Below are 21,082 nucleotides of genomic sequence, written 5' to 3'. Positions count from 1 at the left end.
GCCAGCCGTACAAGCCCCTGTCACTGGTCGGTATCGATCGTCACCCACGTCACGAGGGCGGCAACTGGTCCGGTAGGTTGCTGGGCGATCGACGGGGTGTGACCACCAGGACAAGCATCGATACCAAGACGACGGCGGTCCCGACCCAGCCCCATACGCTTTGGCGCTCATCGAGGAACACGAGCGACAGTGCTATGCCGACAACAGGCACGAGCAGCGTCCACGTTGTCAGGATGTCCAATCGAGCGCGTCGGGCTTCAGCGAACCATGCGACCGTGGTGGCTGCGGTCCCGACCAGCGACATGAAGAGCAGGACGAGGACGAACCGCACGTTCCAGTTGATCGTCGGCGGGCCTTCGACAACGGCTGCCGCGATCGCAAGGACGGCCCCACCGATCAGGAGTTGCGCGGCCGCTACGACGAACGGATCAGCCCGGACCACCCGAGAGATCAGGGTGCCGATCGTGACTGCCACGGCGGAGCTCAGCGACAACCACGCCCCGGTACCGAGCCCGGCTGGAAGCACGATCAGCAGGAGGCCGGCGAGGCCAAGGAGCATCGCGACGAGAGCCGTCCTAGAGGGGCGTTCGTGGTACAGCCACCAGGCGGGCAGGAGGATCAGGATCGGCTGCACGTTGGCCAATATCGCCGCGACTCCGGTGGACAGTCCGATGATCCCGCCGAACATGGCTGCGTAGGCGAGTGCCACGTTCACGACCCCGAGGCACACGATCAGTACCCAGGTGTGTCGGTCGCGGGGCAGGGGGGTGCGTCGGATGCCCGTCACGAGCAGCAGGGCGACGCCCGCGGTGAGGGCGCGCATCGCTGCCAGCCAGAGTAGGGGCGCATCCTGCAGCCCGATGCTGATCGCCACGAAGCACGAACCCCAGGAGAGTGTCACCCACAGCATTCGCCAGGGATTCGGGTTGCCTGCTACGGCAGTGGTCTTGTTATCAACTCCTGGTCGGGGGCTATTCACGGTCGGTCGCCGGAATCTTCACGGCCGCGAGAGCCGACGCGCTGTCTCCTACGCCCGCCGTTGACACCGACCTGGATCTTGTTCACTGATATGCCTCTCTCACCTTGAGACGGAAGTAGTGTCATCGCCGCCGTCGCATGGTCCAAAGAAGGTAGCCACCCAGGGCGCTCACGCTGCGGTGACCGACCGTCACATTGATGAGGTGACCGCCGCGGTGAAGCTGGAACACGAAGGAGAGCAGCCTTAGCGCCCGCCCCACCGCGATGGGCTGGCGTGTGCATGGCCGTCAGATGGCGGTCCAGCCGCCGTCGCTCGGAAGCACGGCGCCGGAGATGTTGGTCGAGTCGTCGCTGAGCAGCCAGGTGATTGCCGCAGCGAGCTCCTCGGAGGTGGCAAGCGGAGGGACGTTGACCTGCATAAAGGGTCCGAGTCGTTCGCCGGCGAACTGAGACTTGAAGGGTGCCTCGATGTTGGTCACGACGCCCCCGGGCGCGACCGCGTTGCACCGGACACCGTTGGGTGTGTAGAAAAACGCGGTGCTCTTGGTGAAGCCGATGACGGCGTGCTTGGAGGTCGTGTAGGCGGTGCCGGCGGCGGATCCGCGCAGGCCCGCTTCCGAGGTGACGCTGACGATCGAGCCGCTGCCGGCCTGAATCATCGAAGGAAGTACGGCGCGGGTCAGTCGCATGATCGCGGTGACGTTCACGTCCATGACCCGTTGCCAGATGTCGTCCTCGATCTCGGCAGGCGGGAGGAAACCATCCATGATCCCGGCGACATTGGCGAGGGCATCCACGCGTCCCTGCGCCGCCTCAAGAACGGCGTCAACGGTGGCCTGCGAGCTGACGTCGCCAACCACCGTCACAAGGCCGAAAGCCGCCAGCTCGGCGCTCAGTTGCTGCAGCCGCGGCTCACTGATGTCAGTGGCCACCACCCGGGCGCCCTCTTGCGCGAGGCGCACCGCTGTGGCCTTGCCGATGCCGGATCCGGCACCAGTGACCACGGCGGTCTTCCCGGCGAAGCGCCCTGATATTGACTCCATAGCCATCGTTTTCTCCTTCGTGTAGTGCTACTTGAGTTCAGCTGTTTGGCGCGGTGGGTGGCAGGAAGTCCTGGAGCATCCCCAGCGTGGTATCGGTGATGTGCATCGAGGAGGCGGCGTCGGGGGCGGTCCGGGTCAGTGCTCGGATCGCGTCGATGGTTTCGGGGACGACGATCGCTTCGTTGTAGACCTGATAGGTGAGAAATGCCTCATCGCCCTGCACAGTCACGAGGTCCTCCCACACGGCCACTTCCCACATATCGCCTCGGGGGCGACCGAGGTCACGCATCAGCTCAATCGTCGAGTTGAGCGCAACCAGACCATCAGACGTCCGGATGAAGGCTATGCGTGGCGCGGCGCGAAGGGCGCTCAACACTTCCTCCCTCGTTGCCTTTCGGGTCAGCTGGAGCGTCCAGAAGTGGCTGTGCGTCTGGGTGTGGGCACCCTTGGCTGCGATGGTGACCAGGTCGAGGCCGGGTAGCACGGTCTGCGCGTCGGGGCCTTGATGCGAGGGGATTGTGGGCTCGGGGACCATCGTGTTCATGATGCCGCCCAAGTGCGACTCCCACGGGTCTGTGGCGCGGCGGATGAGCACGCCGCGGGCGCGCAGGAGGAGTCCCGCGTTGTCGAGTGCTCCCAGCACCCGGACGATGCTGGTCGTGTTGCAGGACACCACCCGGGTGGTGTCCCGGCCGAGGGCGCTCTCGTAATTTGCCTGAGCGACGAAGGAGTGTCCGGTCGTCTTGTGGGACTCGCCGCCCTGGAACACCGCCTTGACCCCCGCCGTGCGGTACCGATCCAGATTGCCTGCCGCCACATGCTTGGGCGTGGTGTCGATGATGATGTCGGAGAGCTCCAGCAACTCGTCGAGTGTCCCCAGCGGTCGCAGCCCGGCGGCGATCATCGCCACCTTCGCGTCCTCCGTCGAGGCGAACAGGGGCAGCCGGTTGGTTACGGACTTGATGCGCCAGTCAGTCGCGATATCCGCGACGCCGACGAGCTCCATGTCCGGCTGCAGCAGTATTGCGTCGGCGACGCGCTTGCCAATTACCCCGTAGCCGTTGACGCCGACTTGGATCTTGTTCATGAAGGTGCCTTTCTCATCGTGTCGTGCGAATTGGGAATGCGGGTCAGCGGGAAGTCATGGGATTCGTCCCCGGCCAGCGACACCCGGGTCTCCCCTGTTCTGAACCGGATCGGTGGCGCAAGGCTGGGAAGAAGGTGGACGTGGAGGGTTTCGTGGTTCAGGTCGACGTCGATCCGGTGCCCGCGGTAGGCGAACTGGAAGCGGAGGTCCGCCAGTCGTGTTGGGAGTCGTGGTGCGAAGCTGATCTGCTTCGAGTCGAATTGCAGGCCGGCGAAGGATCGAGCGATGAGGTCGACGGTGCCGGCCATCGCTCCGAGGTGGATGCCTTCGCGGGTCGTTCCCCCTTGGGTATCGTCCAGGTCGGCGATGAGCGCCTCACGGAACAGGGACCACGACCGGGACTCGTCGAGGCCGGCGAGAACTGAGGCGTTCACGACTCGGCTGAGCGTGGACCCGTTCGCGGTGCGCTCGAGGTAGTAGGCGACGGTGCGGACGAGGTCGTCCTGCGAGAACGGGTAGCCGAGGCGGCCCAGCTGTTGTCTCAGTCCGTCCTGGCCGAGCAGATAGACGAGCATGACGACGTCGGGTTGCTTGGCCAGCTTGTACCGGTTGGTGGTGTCGTTCTCGGACTCGAGGATGAGGTCGAGGCGACCGATATTCCCGTACCGGTCCCAGTAGCCCGCCCAATCCAGTTCGAGGAGGCTCTCGTACCCGTCGAACTGGCTGAGGACCCCGTCGGCATGGACCGGGACGGCGAGGCGCCGGCTCACGTGTTCCCAGCGCGCGATCTCGTCGTCGTCGATTCGCAGACGGTCGATGACATCGTCGCGGGCGTGGCCGACCAGTTCCTGAAGTGCGTCACCGGCGCGGTGGCACACCCAGGCGACCATCACGTTGGTGTAGGAGTTGTCGCGGACCCCTTCTCCCGGGGCGTCGGGGTAGCCGTCGTGGTACTCGTCGGGGCCCATCACGCCGGCGATGTGGAAGCGGTCGGTCGCGGGGTCGTGCACGGCGGAGGCGGCGAAGTACCGGGCGACCTCGATGATGAGTTCCGCACCTCGCTCGGCGAGCCAGTCGCGGTCGGCGCTGACCTGGTAGTGCTGCCAGGCGTTGTAGGCGACCGCCAGCCCCACATGCCGCTGGCGGCGCGAGTTGTCGGGCATCCATCGTGCGGAGCGAGGGTTGTAGATCTGGTCCGGTGTCTCCTCTCGGCCATCGTTGCCGCTTTGCCAGGGGAAGAGCGCACCCGGCAGGCCGATCTCTCGTGCGGCTGTGCGGGCGGCTGCCAGACGATGCCATCGGTAGTCCAGCAGGGCGCGGGCGACCGGGGGCAGCCTCAGACCGAGCACGGGAAGCACGAACAGCTCGTCCCAGAAGACGTGTCCTCGGTAGCCTTCTCCGTGCAGGCCGCGGGCCGGCACGCCCGCGTCCAGGTCGGCAGTGTGGGGTGAGAGGCTCTGCAGCACATGGAAGATGTGAAGGTTCAGCACGAGTTGGCTGCGCGGGTCAGCGTCGATGGTGATGGCGAAGCGCTGCCAGAGTCGTTCCCAGGCGGCCTGGTGACGATCGAGTGCGCCGACGGTGTCCCCGGCGTGGTCGTGGAGTCGCTTGACAGCGGCCGTCCCCGGTGAGGCGATCGCCGAGTCGCGGGAGGTGAAGATCGAGGCCGTCTTGGTGAGCGTCGCCGGCTCCCCACCCACCAGTGTGAGCTCGACCTCCCTGCTGTATCGACGTCCGTGTCTCGTGCCCGCCTCCTGCCATGCTGCGTCCGCCCCGGTGAGGTGCAGGTGGATGGCCGTGGCGATCCGTATCTGGCTCTGCTTGGTCTGCACCTCGCAGAGGAGGATGTCGCCGACCTGCGTGAACGTCGGCGGAGACAGATGACTGGTGTCGGACCCAAGGTAGGCGGCGACATTGGTGTTGCGGACACCGGCGTCGACGCCCGCCCGGAGGGTGACCGAGCCGCCCCACCCGAGCGCGACGACCGTGGTCTCCAGCACCGCCAGGTGCGGATCTTCCATCGAGACGAAAGATCGCTGCACGACGCTCAGACGCTTCCCGCGCGGACCCACGAGCGTCACCCAACGGGTCGATATTCCCGACCGCAGGTTCACCTCGCGCCGTTCCTCGTGCGTCGTGACTCGCCCGCTCGACCACCACGGACCGTTGCCGACCCGAATGTCCAGCGGGAGCCAGTTGGGCACGTTGACCAGGTGCTCCTCCTCCAGGCTCCGGCCGTGGATGCTGCTGACGAGGCGGTTATAGACCCCTGCGAGGTATGTCCCGGGGTAGTGGGTTCCGTCATCGGTGTGTTCCGGGCGGGCACCCCGGGTGACCAGGTACCCGTTGCCCAGGGCCGTCAACGCTTCGCGGTGCCCCTCGTGGGCCGGGTCGAACCCGTGATAGACGAGTACCCACGGATCGGCGACCTTCGCGCCCAGATCGAGTTCGCCCACATCGTTCAGGACGATGTCCGCCCCGGCCGCCTCGAACTCCTCGCGGTGGCCCTGACGGGCGATCCCGACGACGAGCCCGAATCCACCCTGACGGGCGGCCTCGATCCCCGAGACGGCGTCCTCGACGACGGCGGCGCGCGCCGGTGTGACACCCAGGCGTTTGACTGCCTCCAAGAACATCGCCGGGTCCGGTTTGCCGGGTAGTCTCTGCTCCAAGGCGATCTGACCGTCCACGACGGTGTCGAACAGCTCCGTGAGCTGGGCCGCCGCGAGCATCTGCCGCGCGTTGCGGCTTGCCGTGACCAGGCCGACCGGAACGCCGGCGTTGCGTAGCCGGGTGAGCAGCGCCGTCGTCCCGGGGTAGGAGCGCAGTCCGCGCGCGCCGAGCTCTGCCAGGAATAGGTCGTTCTTGCGGGCGGCGAGCCCGGCGACCGTCCACGCCTCCGGGGGGTCGTCAGGCTTGCCAGGCTCAAGTGTGATCCCCCGGGCGTCCAGATAGGCGGACACGCCATCTTCACGGCTGCGGCCGTCGACATATCGGCGGTAGTCCGTGACCGCGTCAAAGGTCCTCTCGGGATCGTCCACGTGAACACGCGGGTCCTGGAGCACCTGGTCGAACAATTGCTTCCACGCGGCGGCGTGAATCGCGGCGGTGTTGGTGACTACACCGTCCATGTCGAAGAGGACCGCGTCATAGACCGCATCCAGGTCGTGAGCACCCTGGATGCCGGGCGCCCCGTTCATCTGGGCGCACCGCCCTGAGCCGGAGGAACTTTGTCCTCCCCGCCCCACGTCCAGTCGCGGATTTCGGGGAGGTCCTGGCCGTGCTCGCGGATGTAGGCGCTGTGCCGGATGAGGGCGTTGCGCAGTTCCTCCCGGACGTGCGCGGAGACGTCGCGCAGCCGTGGCACCCGGTCGATGACGTCGATGGCCAGGTGGAACCGGTCGAGCTCGTTGAGCACGCACATATCGAACGGCGTGGTGGTGGTGCCCTCCTCCTGATAGCCGTGGACGTGCAGGTTGCCGTGGTTTGCCCTCCGGTAGGTCAGCCGGTGGATCAGCGTCGGGTAGCCGTGGTAGGCGAAGACCACCGGCGTGTCCGTGGTGAACAGGGCGTCGAAGTCTCGGTCGGAGAGCCCGTGCGGGTGTGCCCGCTCGTCCTGCAGTCGCATCAGGTCCACGACGTTGACCACCCGGATGCGCAGGTCGGGGAAGTGCGTCTTGAGAATCGTCACCGCAGCGAGGGTCTCCAGGGTCGGCACGTCGCCGGCGCAGGCCATGACGACATCGGGTTCCTGCCCGTCGTCGCTGCTGGCCCAGTCCCAGATGCCGATGCCCTTGGCGCAGTGCTCGATGGCCTGCTCGATGTCCAGGAACTGCAGTTGGGGCTGCTTGCCGGCGACGATGACGTTGACGTACTGACGGCTGCGCAAGCAGTGGTCGGCCACCGAGAGCAGGGTGTTGGCGTCCGGCGGCAGGTACACCCGGATCACGTCCGCTTTCTTGTTCACGACGTGGTCGATGAACCCCGGGTCTTGGTGGGAGAAGCCGTTGTGGTCCTGCCGCCAGACGTGCGAGGTGAGCAGGTAGTTCAGGGAGGCGATCGGGCGGCGCCAGGGGATGCTGTTGGTGGTGTCCAGCCACTTGGCGTGCTGGTTGAACATGGAGTCGACGATGTGGATGAATGCCTCGTAGCAGGAGAAGAACCCGTGCCGTCCGGTGAGCAGGTACCCCTCGAGCCAGCCCTGGATGGTGTGCTCGGAGAGAATCTCCATCACCCGCCCGTCTGGGGCGAGGTGGTCGTCACCTGGAATAGTGGCGGCATTCCAGGCGCGGTTGGTGGCCTCGAGCACGGCGTCCAGCCGGTTGGAGTTGTTCTCGTCGGGTGAGAACACCCGGAAGGTCTCCATGTTGCCGGCCATCACGTCCCGCAGCAGGGTGCCGAGGACGCGGGTGGATTCCCCGGTGGCCGTGCCTGGCGTCTCCACCGGCACGGCGTAGTCGCGGAAGTCCGGCATCCGCAGATCCTTCAGCAGCCCGCCGCCGTTGCTGTGCGGGTTGGCGCTCATCCGGCGGGTGCCGGACGGGTGCAGCGTGGCCAGCACGGGAACGGGGGCGCCGTCTTCGTCGAAGAGCTCCTCGGGCCGGTAGCTGCGCAGCCACTGCTCGAGGATGGCGCGGTGCCCGTCGTTCTCCCGCGCCTGGGCGAACGGCACCTGATGGGCACGCCAGGTGCCCTCCACCTGCTTGCCGTCCACCTCCTTGGGCCCGGTCCATCCCTTCGGGGAGCGCAGCACGATCATCGGCCAGCGCGGCCGCCCGGTGTCGCCGGCGCGCGCCCGGCGCTTGATCTCGTGGATCTCATCGAGGCAGGCGTCCAGGGCACGGGCGAAGTCCTGGTGCATCCGCGCCGGGTCGTCGCCCTCGACGTAGAACGGGGTGTGCCCGTAGCCGCGCAGCAGGTGGTCGAGTTCCTCCGGGGTGATCCGCGCCAGCACCGTGGGATTGGCGATCTTGTACCCGTTCAAGTGCAGGATCGGCAGCACCGTGCCATCCCGCGCCGGGTCGACGAACTTGTTGGACTGCCAGCTCGCTGCCAGCGGCCCGGTCTCGGCCTCCCCGTCGCCGACCACCGCGGCGACGATCAGGTCGGGGTTGTCGAACGCCGCGCCGTAGGCGTGAGAGAGGGCGTAGCCCAGCTCGCCGCCCTCGTGGATCGACCCGGGCGTCTCCGGCGCGACATGGCTGGGGATGCCGCCGGGGAAGGAGAACTGCCGGAACAGGCGACGCATCCCGTCGGCATCCCGGGTGATGTCCGGGTACGTCTCGGTGTAGGTGCCCTCTAGCCAGGCCGCCGCGACCGGGCCGGGGCCGCCGTGACCCGGACCCATCACGTAGATGGTGTCCAGGTCGCGCTCCATGATGGCCCGGTTCAGGTGGGCGTAGATGAAGTTCAGCCCCGGCGTGGTGCCCCAGTGCCCGAGCAGCCGGGGCTTGATGTGCTCCGGCAGCAGCGGCTCCCGCAGCAGCGGGTTGTCCAGCAGGTAGATCTGCCCGACCGAGAGATAGTTCGCCGCCCGCCACCAGGCGTTGATGCGCTCCAGCTGCGCCGGGTCCAGGACCGGATCGACGTCTGTGGGAGTAGAGCGTGTGTTCATCAGTTCATCGCTTTCTCTGCGTGGTACCTGTGTGGGATCGAGCGGTTGCGGGCGGCGTCTACCGGGTGCCGGTGGGGACGGGCGCGGGACTGCTCGCCGTCGTTGGTTCGGCGGGGGTGGGCGCGGCCGGGGCGGGAAGGTGGAGTCGCTTCAGCAGCAGGGCGTTGACGGCGACGATCACGCTCGAGCCGGACATGCTGATCGCGGCGATCTCCGGGCTGAGCATGATGCCGAACGCCGGGAAGAACACGCCGGCGGCGATGGGCAGGGCGATGACGTTGTAGCCGATGGCCCAGCCCAGGTTCTGCCGCATCTTGCGAACGGTGCCCTTGCCGATGCGCAGCGCGACCGGAACATCCAGCGGGTCCGAGCGCATCAGCACCACATCGGCGGTCTCGATCGCGACATCCGTCCCGGCGCCGATCGCGATGCCGAGGTCGGCCTGAGCCAGGGCGGGGGCGTCGTTGACGCCGTCGCCGACCATCGCGACCTTCTTCCCGGCCTGCTGCAGCTCGGTGATCTTGGCGGACTTGTCCTGCGGGAGGACCTCGGCGATGACGGTGTCGATGCCCAGCAGCGAGGCGATCCGTCGGGCGGTGGGCTCGTTGTCGCCGGTGAGCATCACGACCTCGATGCCGGACTCGTGCAAGGCGGCGATCGAGGCCGCGGCGGTCTCCCGCGGCGCGTCGGCAAGGGCGATCACCCCGGCTGCCTTCCCGTCGACGGCGAACGCGATCGCCGTGCGGCCGGTGGCGGCCAGATCGTTCTGCGCCGCCGAGATGGTGCTGATGTCGATTCCCTCCTCGGCCATCAGCCGGGCGTTGCCCATCACCACCCGGCGTCCGTCCACGGTCGCCACCGCCCCGAGCCCGGTGACGTTGCGGAACGCGGTGGCCGTGCGCCGGGGGATCTTGCGCGCGTCGGCGTAGGCGACGACCGCCTTGGCCAGGGGATGCTCGGACTCGCGTTCCGCGGCGGCGGCCAGGGACAACAGCTCGATGTCGTCCATCCCGATCGGCAGGTAGTCGGTGACCTCGGGTTCGCCCTTGGTCAGGGTGCCGGTCTTGTCGAGGACGACAGTGTCGATGTGCGCGGCGGATTCCAGGGCGCTGGCATTCTTGAACAGCACACCCCGTTTGGCGCCGAGGCCAGTGCCGACCATGATCGCGGTCGGGGTGGCCAGGCCCAGGGCATCGGGGCAGGTGATGACCACGACGGTGATGGCGAACAGGATCGCAGTCGGCACGGGGGCGCCGGTCAGCCACCAGACCAGGAAGGTCGCGCTTCCGCCGATCAGGGCGACCAGCACCAGCCAGAACGCGGCCCGGTCCGCCAGGCGCTGTCCGGGCGCTTTGGAGTTCTGCGCCTCCTGCACCAGGGCCACGATCTGCGCCAGCGCCGTGTCAGCCCCGACCTTCGTGGCCCGCACCCGCAGGGTGCCGGTGGTGTTCACCGTCGCCCCGATCACCGCGGAGCCCGGCGTCTTCTCCACCGGCAGGGACTCACCGGTGACCATCGACTCGTCGATCTCGGAGTCACCCTCCTCGACCTCCCCGTCGGTGGGGACCTTCGCGCCGGGGCGTACCAGCATCAGGTCTCCGGGCACCACCTCGGCGGTGGGCACCTCGACCTCTTCCCCGTCGCGGAGCACGACCGCCCGCGCCGGGGCGAGCTCCAGCAGGGTGCGGATGGCGTCGTTCGCGCCGCCGCGGGCACGCATCTCGACCCAGTGGCCGAGCAGCACGAACGCGGCCAGCACCGTGGCGGCCTCGTAGAACACCTCACCGCCGCCGGTGAGGGTCACGATGACGCTGTAGAGCCAGCCGGAACCCACGCCGACGGCGACCAGCACCATCATGTCCAGGGTCCGTGCCCGCAGCGCCCGGAAGGCGCCGTCGAAGAAGATCCAGGCCGAGTAGAAGATCACCGGCAGCGACAGGACCAGCGAAAACACGTCATCCCGCAGCCCGAACGGGGCCGGGACGGTGAACCCGAACACTTCCCGGCCGATCGGGGACCACAGGATGATCGGCACGGACAGGATCGCCGCGACCAGGAACCGGTTGCGCATGTCGCGGATCATCGACGCCATCGACATGCCGGCGTGGCCGCCGCCGTGCCCCATCACATCCTGACTGCTCCGCGCCGGTGTGCCGTGGCCGGCATGACCCGAGTGGTCCACAGTGCCTGCCGCGGCGGGGTCAGCCGCAGTGTGGTCGGGCGCCGTCGGGTCGGCCGCGACCGGCGCGGCGCTGTGCGCTTCGTGTCCGGTCATCGACTCGTGCCCCGAATGCTCATGCCCTGCGTGTTCGTGTTCTGCGTGCTCCTGCGTCGGCTCCGGAGGAAGCGGACTGTCGTCAGGCACCGTGTGTTCCTGGGTCGCGGGCATGTGGTGGTGGCCCAGGGATGCTTGGTGGGAGTCGTGGGCGGGATCGCAGATATGGTTCGGGACGGACTGGCCGGCACAGTGGTATCCGCATTCGATGATCCACTGGCGCAAGTGGGCCTGCGAGGTGGTTTCGGGGTCGTAGGAGACGTTCGCCGTCTGGGAGACCGGGTTGGCCTCCACGGAGATGACGCCCGGTTGGCGGAGGAGGGTCGATTCCACGACGGACTTCGAGGACGCCCACTGGACACCGGATACTTCCAGGACGACGGTTCGTTCTTGCATGTTCTCTGCTTCTTCCTACTGGGTTGTCAGGTGGCCTGGTAGCCGAGGATGGTCATCATCCCGGCCTCGGCGTGGTAGATGTTGTGGCAGTGTGCAGCCCAGAGTCCCGGGTTGTCGGCGTCGAAGTCGACCGTCAAGGACTGACCAGGCAGGATGATCGAGGTGTCCTTGCGCGGTCCCGCGCCGGAGTGCTGGTAGGTGTGCCCGTGCAGGTGGAACGGATGCCACATCTGGGTGGTGTTCTCGATGCGCAGCCGCACCCGTTCGCCCTGCGCCACCGCGAGTGCGCCCGCCAAGGGGTCGGCCGGGTCGAACCGGCGACCGTTGATCGCCCAGTCGTAGGCCATCATCGAGCCGGACAGCCTCGCCGTCAGCTCACGGTCGACCGCGCGATCCGGGAACGCGACGCTCGGGTCGGCGGCGAGCGCGCCCGCCGTGAGGACCGACCCGGTCAGTTCGGGGATGGTCTCCGACGCCCGCGGGGTATCACCGGATCCGGTGCGCACGATAGCCAGCGCCGTCTCGCCTTTGCCCTCCGCCGCGGCGATGAGCGGGAACGCACCGTCACCGAGCGTGACCAGAGCGTCGTAGCGTTCGCCCATGCCGATCAGGATCGCGTCGGTATCCACCGGGTTCACCGGGAATCCGTCGCTGTGGGTGACGGTGAGCCGGTGACCGCCCAGCGCCACCCGGAACGCCGTATCGCTGCCCGCGTTGATGATCCTGATCCGAACCCGCCGTCCGGGGGCACTGGTGAACGTCTCCGGGTCCGCCGGCGGGCGGCCATTGATGAGGTAGTGCGGGTAGAACACGTCACCCGCGTCCCCGCCGAGCAACGCCGAGCGGGCACCCATCATCATGTGGCCACCGCCGTTGCCCATCATTCCGCCCATCCCGCCGCGCAGCTCCTCGAGCACCTCGTCTGGGGTGCCGGTCACCCCGTCGAGCCAGTCATCGAGGATGACCACCCACTCGTCGTCGTAGCCCAGGGGTTCGTTCGGGTCGTCGACAATGAGGGCGCCATACAGGCCGCGGTCCAGTTGCGCGCCGACATGCGGGTGGAACCAATACGTGCCCGGTTGGGCGGCGACGAACTCGTAGCTGAAGTCCTCCCCGGCCCCGATCGGGCCCTGGGTCGCCCCGGGAACCCCGTCCATGTCATTACGCAGCGCGAGGCCGTGCCAGTGCACGGACGTGTCAGCCGGGAGCCGATTACGCACGTTCGCGCGCAGGGTGTCCCCTGCCGTCAGCCGGATCGTCGGCGCCGGTACCGACCCGAAGCTCCAGGTGTTCGCCACGGTACCGGCGAGGTCCACCTGCGTCGGGGAGGCGACCAGCTCGACGCTCGTGACCCGCCCCGTGCCACCGCGGGCCAGCTCAGCCTGCCGCACCGGCGCCCCGGTCGGGGTGACGAATCGCGGTGGCGCAGCGCACGAAGCAAGCGCGATCGCGGCGAGCGTTCCGGTGCCGACGGCAAGGAAGCCGCGCCTGGTCAGGTTCGCGTTGCGGATCTCGGAGTTCATGCCAGTCCTCTCTCGTCAGTCGATGCTGTCCTGGTGGTCCTTGGTGTTCGAGAGGCGAAGGTCCCCGCCTCGCGACTCATCCGCGCACCTCGAGCACGATCCACGTTGCGCCCGAATCCTCGGTGAAGGCGATGCCCCGGTCGTCGGCGACATAGATACGTGCCCCGTCGACGGCCACGGCCTGCGGTGTCCCGGTCACGGTGTGGCCGTGATCCCAGTCCTCGCCGGGGCCGCGGGTCCACAGCGTGCCGGTCGTATCGACGCCAGCGAGGCCACCCCGGCGATCTACGGCGACAAGGTAAAGGGCCGGTGCGGCGGGATCGAGAATGAAGGTCATCCCATCGTCCTCGCTGACGGCCAGCCCCTCCGGAGTCGTCGCGTAGAGCGTGGTGCCGACCACGAGGATGTCACGCGCGACCAGCTCGGCTCCGTCGCCCCAGGTTCGCCCGCCGTCCGTGCTGCGTTGCAGTCGCGGATTACCCGGGTCGATGCCGAAAACCTGTGGGAACTCGGCGTCGCTGGTCATCACGGCCAGGGCGTGGAAGTCGGTCACACCGGTCAGCGAGACGTTGCTCCAAGTCTCGCCGAGGTCAGTGCTGGTGATGAGCCCGAGATTCGGGCTGCCGAAGCTTGCCGGGGTGGTAGGGCCCGGATGTCCAGAGGCGTAGGCGGTGTTCTCGGCCATGGTGAACCCCATTGGGTCGAAGTCGAGGCCACCAAGTGGACCAGTTGCGGTGCTGGCGCCGTCGGAGTCGATCAGCAGCCGGTAGAGGCCCTCATGGGTGCCGACCAGAAGATCGCCCTCCTGCTGACCGAGGACGAGTTCGTGGACGTGTGCGAAGCTCACCACAGGACTCGCCGGTGGCGAGGTGGGCCCGGTTGAGCAGCCGGACAACAGGACGGTGGCGCTTACGACGGCGGCCAGGCCGGAGGCCAGCGCGAGCGCGTGTGTGCGGTTCATACTGCTCCGATGGTGAAGATCGCGATCACGGCGACGCCGAGGGCGACGGCAAGGATCACAGCGCCGAACAAGAAGAGTGCAATAGAGCGTGTGCTCATGAATACGGTCCAATCTGAGTTCGACAAGGCGGTGCCCGTCGAGGTTCGAGGTGCGTGCTGCGGCCGCCCCGCAGGGTCAGCCGCAGCACGCACGGAGGCCGACCTTAGAGGGTGCCGAGGATGTTCTGCATGGTGGCGATCTCGGCGGCCTGCGCGTCGATGATCGTCTGGGCCAGAGCAAGGGCATCCGCATTCTGGCCGGTGATCAGCTCGGTCTGCGCCATGTCGATGGCCCCCTGGTGGTGCAGGATCATCTGCTCCAGGAACAGCCGGCTCGCCTCGACGCCGGTGGCGGACTCCAGCGCCGCCATGTCGTCGTCGGACATCATCCCGCCGCCGTGATTCATGCCGCCGGTCTCGGAACTGTCGTAGGGGGTGTCCAAGGCCGAGAGCCAGGATTTCATGGTCTCGATCTCCGGGCCCTGAGCGTCCTTGATCTGTTGGGCGAGATCACTCACCCGCTCGTCAATGCCATCCTTGCCAAGAACGAGGTCGGCCATCTCGACGGCCTGCTCGTGGTGGGGGATCATCATGGTCACGAACGTCTGATCGGCGAAGTTGACATCGCTCGTGCTCTCGGAAGGCGTCATGGGCGTGGATCCGTGATCCATGCCGGGCATTGCGCCCGTAGTGCTGCTCTGGGCGCAGCCGGTCAGCACCAAAACGGTGGTGATGAGTGCGCCGGAGGCCAGCGCGATTGTGCGAAATCTCATTGTGTAAGTCCTTTGATATCAGTCGGAAAACGGGTCGTGATTCGGCCGCCCGGGTAGGGCGAAGCATCCTCCCGGCGAGCCCGGGAAGGGGGGCGAATCAGGTCCGGCTGATGGACAGGACGAGCAGTGAGGGTGGTCGTAGTCGCGGCACCGCGCGGACGGCGTGACGAACGAGCATCGTCATGCCCAGAGACGTGCTGAAGCGGGCAAGCAAGGCTGGAGCCAAGATGACGATGACGGCGGCGAGCAACGCCAGCGCACAGACCATCAGCAACATCGAGTGTTCGGGCATGTCTCTCGAAGCCCCGCACTCACCCGCGCAGTGACCAGGATCGACCGCTGTGCGATCCGTGGCGGCCCCAACCTGACCATGGTCGGAGGCAGACGCGGTAAGGCCGGAGTCGACGTGGGTGTCGCCGACGCCGAGCGTGTGCATCGCGAGCAGACCTGCGATGAGCGCGAGGGCGAATCCGAGAGTGAACACGATGCGATGCATGCTCGAGTGTGTGCTCGCCAGTGAGCGGATCGTCTTCATGCGCCCACCTCCCTCACACCCAAGGCTAACTCCCTGCCCCCCGAGAAACAGGGGTAAGGCATCCAGCCCCAGGATCGCACGTCAAACCTGGGCGGGACCACCGTGCCTCGATACTTCCGCCTGCCCGGTCTGCCGTATGGGGCCGAAGGTCCCACCGCTGCTCCTCTCGACCTGCGAACGGGTTGGTATCTCAGGCTCGCGCTGCCGCAGAGGCGTTCGAGTGCATGGTGGTGGGATGACTGCTGACGGGTGCCGGGAGCAGGTGGAAGCGGCGCAGCCGGAGGCTGTTGGTGACGACGAACACGGAGGACAGCGCCATCGCCGCTCCGGCGAAGATCGGGTTGAGCAGGGCGAGCATCGCGACGGGGATCGCGGCGACGTTGTAGCCGAAGGCCCAGAACAGGTTGCCCTTGATTGTGCCGAGGGTGCGGCGGGCGAGTCGGATCGCGTCCGGAACCAGCAGCAAGTCCCCGCTGACAATCGTGAGGTCGGCGGCGGTGATGGCCGCGTCGGTGCCGGTGCCCATCGCGATCCCCAGGTCCGCGGCGGCCAGCGCGGCTGCGTCGTTGACCCCGTCGCCGACCATCGCTACCACGTGTCCATCCGCCTGGAACGCTCGGATGACCTCGAGCTTGCCCGCGGGATTGACGCCCGCGCGCACATCGCTGATGCCGACCATCGCAGCGATCGCTTGCGCGGCGCCGGGGTTGTCGCCGGTCAGCAGCACCGGGGTGAGTCCGAGGCGCTTGAGGCGTGCCACGGCTTCGCCGCTGGTGGGTTTGACCGTGTCGGCGACGCTGATGGCCCCGCGGAGCTGGCCGTCCCAGGCGACCGCGACGACGCTCGCTCCACGAGCCTCCTCGGCGGCGATCGTCGCGGCGAGCGCGTCTGGCACGACGAGGGCCCACTGCCCGCGGAGCCAGTCGGCGCGGCCTGCCACGATGAGGTGCCCCTCGGCGACGGCCTGCACCCCATCGCCGGGATGCGCGGTGAACTCCTCCGCCGGCTCGGCGACGGGTGCGGCTTGGGCGATGGCGCGTCCGATGGGGTGCTCGGAGCCGTGCTCCACGATGGCGGCGTACCGCAGCAGTTCGTCGGTGTGGACGCCGGGAACGGGGTGGATGCCAGTGACGGTCATCATCCCGGCGGTGATGGTCCCGGTCTTGTCGAGAACGACAGTGTCGATGCGGCGGGTCTGCTCCAGCACCTGCGGGCCGCGGATCAAGATGCCCAGCTGCGCCCCGCGACCGGTGCCGACCAGCAGCGCCGTCGGGGTTGCGAGTCCCAGCGCACACGGGCACGCGATGATCAGGGTCGTCACCGCCGCGGTGAACGCAAGCTCCGGGCCGGCGCCGGCGATCATCCAGGCGGTGAACGCGACCAGGGCCAGGCCGATGACGACGGGCACGAAGACGGCCGAGACCCGGTCGGCGAGGCGCTGCACCTGGGCCTTGCCGGTCTGGGCCTCCTCCACGAGGCGTCCCATGCGTGCCAGCTCGGTGTCCGCGCCCGTGCGGGTGATCTGCACGACGAGCACGCCGCCGACGTTGACGGTTGCCCCGGTCACGTGTGCGCCCGGGGCGACCTCGACCGGAACTGACTCGCCGGTGAGCATGCTCTCATCGACCGCGGAGGCACCCTCCAGAACCAGCCCGTCAGAAGGGATCTTCTCACCGGGGCGCACCAAGACGGTGTCGCCGGGAACCAACTGGTCGACAGCGACGCGGGCCTCGACCCCGTTCCGGAGCACCGTGGCGTCTTTCGCGCCGAGCTCCAACAGCGCGCGGAGCGCCTCGCCGGACTGTCGTTTCGCGCGGGTCTCCATGTAGCGACCGGCAAGGATGAACACCGTGACGATCGCGGCAGTCTCGAGGTACAGCTCGTGCCCGCCGGCCTGTGGCGTACCGATCAGCTGGACGCTCATCTGCATCCCGGGCATCCCGGCCGAGCCGAAGAACAGTGCGTACAGCGACCAGCCGAACGCGGCGAGCACACCGACGCTGATGAGGGTATCCATCGTGGCGGCCCCATGCCGAGCATTCACCGCCGCGGCACGGTGGAACGGCCACGCCCCCCACACCACAACCGGTGCGGCCAGGGTCAGGGCTAGCCACTGCCAGTTGGTGAACTGCAGGGCGGGGATCATCGACAGCACCGCGACCGGTGCGGCGAGGCCCGCGGAGATGATCAAGCGGCGACGCAGCCCGAGGAGTTCCTCGTCCTTCGCCGTTGGCCCATCCACGCCACCCGCGTTCGGCGGCGCGGGAACAACGGCGGCGTAGCCGGCCGCTTCCACCGCACCAATGAGCTCATCGATGGGCACGTCAGCGGAGCGCACATGGGCCTTCTCGGTGGCGAAGTTCACGGTGGCCTCGACGCCGGGTAGCTTGTTCAACTTCCGCTCGATCCTGGTTGCGCAGGACGCGCAGGTCATCCCGGTGATGTCGAGATCGACATCGATCGCGCTCATGACACCGGTGCGAGCGTGTACCCGGCCTCCTCGACCGCCCCTCGCACCTGACCGTCGTCGAGCGGTGCAGCGCTGGCGACCCGGACGCGGGAGATTCCGCCCGCGTTCAGGGCCACATCCACGTTGGTGACGCCGGTGATCGCGGACAGTTCTTCCGTGACGCTGCGCACGCAGTGCGAGCAAGTCATCCCATCAACGAGATAGTCGGTCACCACAACGCCCGCTGCAGCAGGCTCGAGTGCACTCGCGACATCCTTGGGGGCCGCGGCGCTATGACCGCTCGGGGTGCAACAGGCGCAACCGGAGTTCTTGTCGGTAAGACCCAGGTCGCGGATTTCGGAAACAGACATGGATGATCCTTTCGTGATGGGAAGTTAGGTGCGGTTCAAGAGCGCACGAGCCGGGCGATCGCGTCGCTCGCCTCGCGCAGCTTGGCTTCAGCGACGGGTCCACCCGTTGCGGTGGCTTCAGCGACGCAGTGCGTGAGGTGGTCCTCCAATAGGGCAAGAGCGACCGACTCGAGAGCGCTCTTGACGGCGGAAACCTGGGTGATCACGTCGATGCAGTACGCATCCTCCTCGATCATCCGGGCAATGCCGCGAACCTGACCCTCAGCTCGCCGAAGCCGCTTCAGCAGGGCGCCCTTGTCGTCCACGTAGCCATGACCATGCATATCTGCACCTCCGCTCACCATCCTATACTACCCTCTAGGGGTATAGGGTATCGCTCAGCGATCTCGCAGCCGCCAGCCGCAAACAGGAAGGAGACAGACTGTGACCAACTGGTATGTCCTCACCGGAGGCCCCAGCTCGGGCAAGACCACCACTGTGAACCTGCTCCGCGAGCGCGGCTTCGCTACGACGATCGAGCACGCCCGCCACTACCTGGACCTCAAGCGCATCGAGGGCAAGGCCGTCGAGGAAGTGCGCGCCCGACAGCGGGAGTTCCAACGCGGTGTGCTCACGATGCAACTTGAGCAGGAGGCGAGCCTGGACCCTGAGGAGACCGTCTTCCTCGACCGCGCCATTCCCGACTCGCTGGCCTACTACCGGTTCCTCGACCTCGAGCCCGACCCGCAGCTGCTCGACGCGCTCCAGCACGTCGCCTACCGGACGACCTTCATCCTCGACCTGCTTCCCCTCGCCCCGGATTACGCTCGCACCGAGGACGCTGCAGCCCAGCTGCGCATTCATGCCCTGCTCACCGAGGTGTACCAGAACCTCCCGATCCCGGTGGTGAAAGTGCCACCCCTCAACCCCGCTGACCGAGTTGCCTACATTCTGGATCGGCTCTAGTCGAGCCCGTCGAAACTACGTCATCCTTGTCCGATGAGTACACAACAGAGCGGTGACCGGACGTATCCGCGGCACGCGGAAGCCTCGGCGGACCTGCCTGCAAGTCCGCAGGAGGTCTTCGACTTTCTCGACGACCACCGCAACCTGTCATCCCACATGGAGTCGAGCCGCTCACCGATGATGGCCGGCGGCACGATGCAGCTCATCCTCGATGACCAGCACGGCCGCACGATCGGTTCGCACATCGTGATGCGGGGCAAGGTGCTGGGATTCGACCTCTTCGTCGATGAGATCGTCACCGAGCGGGTTCCCTTCGAGAAGAAGACCTGGGAGACCGTCGAGGACCGACTCGTGGTGATCGGCGCGTATCGCCTGGGTTTCCGCATCGCGCCCCAGGTACCGGCGGGCAGCACATTGACCGTGTGGATCGACTACGACCTCCCGAGCCGTCGCCGCTGGCTCGGTCGGCTCGGCGGTTCCATGTACGCCGATTGGTGTGTGCAACAGATGCTGGGTTCCGCACGTTCTCACTTCACTTGACGCACAACCAGCGGAGTCGCATGGCCTAACGGCTCGTTGCAGAAGAGAAGCGCATCGGCCCAGGAAGCCGCTCAACGTCGTGCTCATCCTCGTCTCGCGGGTCTGACGTGGCCCCGTTCTTCATGGGCCGCGACCTGGAGCGTTCTCGGGGTGCGTGGATCGGCGGGACCAATGGCCCTGCGACCGAGTTCCATCCCGGGTTACCGTGATGCCATTCAGAGACGACCACTCGAGGTGAGGAGTTCCACATGATGTGGGGATACGGCTGGGACATGGGCTGGATGTGGCTGATCGGACCTCTGACGCTGGTCGTGATCGTGCTTCTCGTGCTGCTCGCCGTGCGCCTGTTCGGCGGCGGTCGTGGCGGAATCTCAGCGCGCCGGGGATCAGTGCAAACAAAGACCCCGGCACGGCTGATCCTCGACGAACGATTCGCCAAAGGGGAAGTGACGGCGGACCAGTACCGCGAACAGCTCCAAGTGCTCGGCGACAGTTGAGGTGGAGCCGCTCAGTCGAAGCACGGCGCTCACGCTGGGCGGGCTGTGGTTCCTCGGCAGCGCACGCCGGTGACCCGCTGAACGGTTATCGCTTGGAGACCTTTGCCCAGAGAGTGCCCTAGCCGATCCGGATCCCTCGGTCCGCCATGAAGGTTGCCGGATCGGTGGCGATCCCGTTGACCAGGACCTCGTAGTGGAGGTGGCAACCGGTCGAATTGCCGGTCGTGCCCACCTTCGCGATGTTTTGTGCGATCTCCACGCGTTGACCATTGGAGACAAGAATCCCACCGGGTGCGATGTGGGCGTACGCGGTACGAAGCCCGTTGCCGTGGTCGATCAGAACGTAGTTGCCGTAACCTCCGCTCCACCCCGCGTAGATCACAGTCCCGCCGGTCGCGGCATAGATGTTCGCACCACAGCTCGCCCCGAGATCGGTCCCGGTATGGAAGCTGTACCAAGGGTCCGTTCGCCACCCAAACGGCGACGTGATGTACCCTCCCGACGGGCGGACCCAACCGCTATCACTGATCTCACCCGCGTCGAGACTGGGGGCTGCCGCGATCCGCTCTCTCACCCCAGCGAGATAGTCCGCCTCCGTAGCGGCGCGACGCTCGCGGAGCACGAGCAACTGTTGGGTCATCCTTGCTTGATTGTCCAACTGTTGCTGGAGCGCAAGGGAGCCTGACCCGGTTTCCCGGACGGTTGTTGTGTGTTGATCATGCCGCGATTTCGGCAGTGTTGTGAAGGGCTTCGTAGTCGGCGGGGCTGAGGTTGTCGAGGCTGGTGTGTCGGCGGCGGGGGTTGTAGAAGCCCTCGATCCACTCGAATATGGCCGACGCGAGTTGCGCCCTGGAGTCCCAGGTGGTGCGGTCGAGAAGCTCGCGTTGCATCGTCGACCAGAAGCTCTCGATGAGCGCGTTGTCGACGCTCGACGCGACTCTGCCCATCGATCCCAGGAGGCCGGCCTGCCGGAGCCGGTGGCCGAAGAGCCAGCTGGTGTATTGCGCTCCACGATCCGCGTGGACCACGGTTCCAGGCTCGGGTCGGCGGCGCCAGC

18 protein-coding genes are annotated in these 21,082 nt (G+C 67.2%); 3 read left to right on the top strand and 15 right to left on the bottom strand.

Going from position 1 to position 21,082, the window contains the following annotated elements; genetic code table 11:
* Nucleotides 1-49: 49 nt before the first annotated feature.
* The 13 genes from PYV02_RS11595 to PYV02_RS11535 all read right to left on the bottom strand — a co-directional run bounded on the left by PYV02_RS11595 (nucleotide 50) and on the right by PYV02_RS11535 (nucleotide 18,366).
* Nucleotides 50-910 carry a DMT family transporter gene (locus PYV02_RS11595; RefSeq protein ID WP_275759195.1) on the bottom strand — a complete coding sequence of 287 codons (861 nt, stop codon included), beginning with the start codon at nucleotides 908-910 and terminating at the stop codon, nucleotides 50-52.
* Nucleotides 911-1,265: 355 nt separating this feature from the next.
* Nucleotides 1,266-2,021: an SDR family NAD(P)-dependent oxidoreductase gene (locus PYV02_RS11590; protein ID WP_275759436.1), complete on the bottom strand. Its 756-nt coding sequence runs from the start codon at nucleotides 2,019-2,021 to the stop codon at nucleotides 1,266-1,268.
* A 37-nt stretch (nucleotides 2,022-2,058) separates the two neighbouring features.
* Nucleotides 2,059-3,108: a type II glyceraldehyde-3-phosphate dehydrogenase gene (locus PYV02_RS11585; protein WP_275759194.1), complete on the bottom strand. Its 1,050-nt coding sequence runs from the start codon at nucleotides 3,106-3,108 to the stop codon at nucleotides 2,059-2,061.
* Nucleotides 3,105-6,308, bottom strand: coding sequence for a beta-phosphoglucomutase family hydrolase (locus PYV02_RS11580; RefSeq protein ID WP_275759193.1), 3,204 nt, complete (start codon nucleotides 6,306-6,308; stop codon nucleotides 3,105-3,107). Before PYV02_RS11580 ends, PYV02_RS11585 begins: the two co-directional genes overlap by 4 nt.
* Nucleotides 6,305-8,722 carry a phosphoketolase family protein gene (locus PYV02_RS11575; protein ID WP_275759192.1) on the bottom strand — a complete coding sequence of 806 codons (2,418 nt, stop codon included), beginning with the start codon at nucleotides 8,720-8,722 and terminating at the stop codon, nucleotides 6,305-6,307. The genes PYV02_RS11580 and PYV02_RS11575 overlap by 4 nt, the downstream gene beginning before the upstream one ends.
* A 58-nt stretch (nucleotides 8,723-8,780) precedes the next feature.
* Nucleotides 8,781-11,393 carry a heavy metal translocating P-type ATPase gene (locus tag PYV02_RS11570; RefSeq protein WP_275759191.1) on the bottom strand — a complete coding sequence of 871 codons (2,613 nt, stop codon included), beginning with the start codon at nucleotides 11,391-11,393 and terminating at the stop codon, nucleotides 8,781-8,783.
* Between the two features lie 26 nt (nucleotides 11,394-11,419).
* On the bottom strand, nucleotides 11,420-12,916 hold the full coding sequence (locus tag PYV02_RS11565) for a multicopper oxidase family protein (RefSeq protein WP_275759190.1): 1,497 nt from the start codon (nucleotides 12,914-12,916) through the stop codon (nucleotides 11,420-11,422).
* Between the two features lie 76 nt (nucleotides 12,917-12,992).
* Entirely contained in the window at nucleotides 12,993-13,877 is an 885-nt protein-coding gene (locus PYV02_RS11560; protein ID WP_275759189.1) for a WD40/YVTN/BNR-like repeat-containing protein, read from the bottom strand.
* A gap of 202 nt (nucleotides 13,878-14,079) precedes the next feature.
* Entirely contained in the window at nucleotides 14,080-14,688 is a 609-nt protein-coding gene (locus PYV02_RS11555) for a DUF305 domain-containing protein (protein ID WP_275759188.1), read from the bottom strand.
* Between the two features lie 97 nt (nucleotides 14,689-14,785).
* Nucleotides 14,786-15,223 carry a DUF6153 family protein gene (locus PYV02_RS11550; protein WP_275759187.1) on the bottom strand — a complete coding sequence of 146 codons (438 nt, stop codon included), beginning with the start codon at nucleotides 15,221-15,223 and terminating at the stop codon, nucleotides 14,786-14,788.
* A gap of 190 nt (nucleotides 15,224-15,413) precedes the next feature.
* Nucleotides 15,414-17,693, bottom strand: coding sequence for a heavy metal translocating P-type ATPase (locus tag PYV02_RS11545; protein WP_275759186.1), 2,280 nt, complete (start codon nucleotides 17,691-17,693; stop codon nucleotides 15,414-15,416).
* On the bottom strand, nucleotides 17,690-18,043 hold the full coding sequence (locus tag PYV02_RS11540) for a heavy-metal-associated domain-containing protein (RefSeq protein ID WP_275759185.1): 354 nt from the start codon (nucleotides 18,041-18,043) through the stop codon (nucleotides 17,690-17,692). The genes PYV02_RS11545 and PYV02_RS11540 overlap by 4 nt, the downstream gene beginning before the upstream one ends.
* 35 nt (nucleotides 18,044-18,078) lie before the next feature.
* On the bottom strand, nucleotides 18,079-18,366 hold the full coding sequence (locus PYV02_RS11535) for a metal-sensitive transcriptional regulator (RefSeq protein ID WP_275759435.1): 288 nt from the start codon (nucleotides 18,364-18,366) through the stop codon (nucleotides 18,079-18,081).
* Nucleotides 18,367-18,466: 100 nt separating this feature from the next.
* Between PYV02_RS11535 and PYV02_RS11530 the strand changes: the two genes are divergently transcribed.
* The 3 genes from PYV02_RS11530 (at nucleotide 18,467) to PYV02_RS11520 (ending at nucleotide 20,025) form a co-directional block, all read left to right on the top strand.
* Complete coding sequence (locus PYV02_RS11530) at nucleotides 18,467-18,988, top strand: AAA family ATPase (RefSeq protein WP_275759184.1); 522 nt, start codon at nucleotides 18,467-18,469, stop codon at nucleotides 18,986-18,988.
* Nucleotides 18,989-19,021: 33 nt separating this feature from the next.
* The gene (locus PYV02_RS11525; RefSeq protein ID WP_275759183.1) at nucleotides 19,022-19,528 is read left to right on the top strand and encodes an SRPBCC family protein; all 507 of its coding nucleotides are present in this window, start codon (nucleotides 19,022-19,024) and stop codon (nucleotides 19,526-19,528) included.
* 248 nt (nucleotides 19,529-19,776) lie between these two features.
* Complete coding sequence (locus tag PYV02_RS11520; protein WP_275759182.1) at nucleotides 19,777-20,025, top strand: SHOCT domain-containing protein; 249 nt, start codon at nucleotides 19,777-19,779, stop codon at nucleotides 20,023-20,025.
* A 118-nt stretch (nucleotides 20,026-20,143) separates the two neighbouring features.
* Here the strand turns inward: PYV02_RS11520 and PYV02_RS11515 are convergent, their stop codons facing one another.
* A complete protein-coding gene (locus PYV02_RS11515) occupies nucleotides 20,144-20,665 on the bottom strand; it encodes a M23 family metallopeptidase (protein ID WP_275759181.1) in 522 nt (173 codons plus the stop codon).
* Between the two features lie 76 nt (nucleotides 20,666-20,741).
* On the bottom strand, nucleotides 20,742-21,082 hold a 341-nt coding region (locus tag PYV02_RS11510; RefSeq protein WP_275759180.1), incomplete at its 5' end, for an integrase core domain-containing protein.

This window comes from Antiquaquibacter metalliresistens (assembly GCF_029211225.1).
GTDB classification, from domain to species: Bacteria; Actinomycetota; Actinomycetes; order Actinomycetales; family Microbacteriaceae; genus Rhodoglobus; species Rhodoglobus metalliresistens.
Note: the sequence above shows the minus strand (reverse complement) of the source record. Positions and strands in the feature narration are given on the sequence as shown.

Coding starts and splice junctions, on each gene's coding strand:
- PYV02_RS11520 (WP_275759182.1), top strand. CDS start 19,777: ATGATGTGGGGATACGGCTGGGACATGGGCTGGATGTGGCTGATCGGA.
- PYV02_RS11555 (WP_275759188.1), bottom strand. CDS start 14,688: ATGAGATTTCGCACAATCGCGCTGGCCTCCGGCGCACTCATCACCACC.
- PYV02_RS11535 (WP_275759435.1), bottom strand. CDS start 18,366: ATGCATGGTCATGGCTACGTGGACGACAAGGGCGCCCTGCTGAAGCGG.
- PYV02_RS11560 (WP_275759189.1), bottom strand. CDS start 13,877: ATGAACCGCACACACGCGCTCGCGCTGGCCTCCGGCCTGGCCGCCGTC.
- PYV02_RS11545 (WP_275759186.1), bottom strand. CDS start 17,693: ATGAGCGCGATCGATGTCGATCTCGACATCACCGGGATGACCTGCGCG.
- PYV02_RS11550 (WP_275759187.1), bottom strand. CDS start 15,223: ATGAAGACGATCCGCTCACTGGCGAGCACACACTCGAGCATGCATCGC.
- PYV02_RS11565 (WP_275759190.1), bottom strand. CDS start 12,916: ATGAACTCCGAGATCCGCAACGCGAACCTGACCAGGCGCGGCTTCCTT.
- PYV02_RS11525 (WP_275759183.1), top strand. CDS start 19,022: ATGAGTACACAACAGAGCGGTGACCGGACGTATCCGCGGCACGCGGAA.
- PYV02_RS11540 (WP_275759185.1), bottom strand. CDS start 18,043: ATGTCTGTTTCCGAAATCCGCGACCTGGGTCTTACCGACAAGAACTCC.
- PYV02_RS11590 (WP_275759436.1), bottom strand. CDS start 2,021: ATGGAGTCAATATCAGGGCGCTTCGCCGGGAAGACCGCCGTGGTCACT.
- PYV02_RS11515 (WP_275759181.1), bottom strand. CDS start 20,665: ATGACCCAACAGTTGCTCGTGCTCCGCGAGCGTCGCGCCGCTACGGAG.
- PYV02_RS11580 (WP_275759193.1), bottom strand. CDS start 6,308: ATGAACGGGGCGCCCGGCATCCAGGGTGCTCACGACCTGGATGCGGTC.
- PYV02_RS11570 (WP_275759191.1), bottom strand. CDS start 11,393: ATGCAAGAACGAACCGTCGTCCTGGAAGTATCCGGTGTCCAGTGGGCG.
- PYV02_RS11595 (WP_275759195.1), bottom strand. CDS start 910: ATGCTGTGGGTGACACTCTCCTGGGGTTCGTGCTTCGTGGCGATCAGC.
- PYV02_RS11575 (WP_275759192.1), bottom strand. CDS start 8,722: ATGAACACACGCTCTACTCCCACAGACGTCGATCCGGTCCTGGACCCG.
- PYV02_RS11585 (WP_275759194.1), bottom strand. CDS start 3,108: ATGAACAAGATCCAAGTCGGCGTCAACGGCTACGGGGTAATTGGCAAG.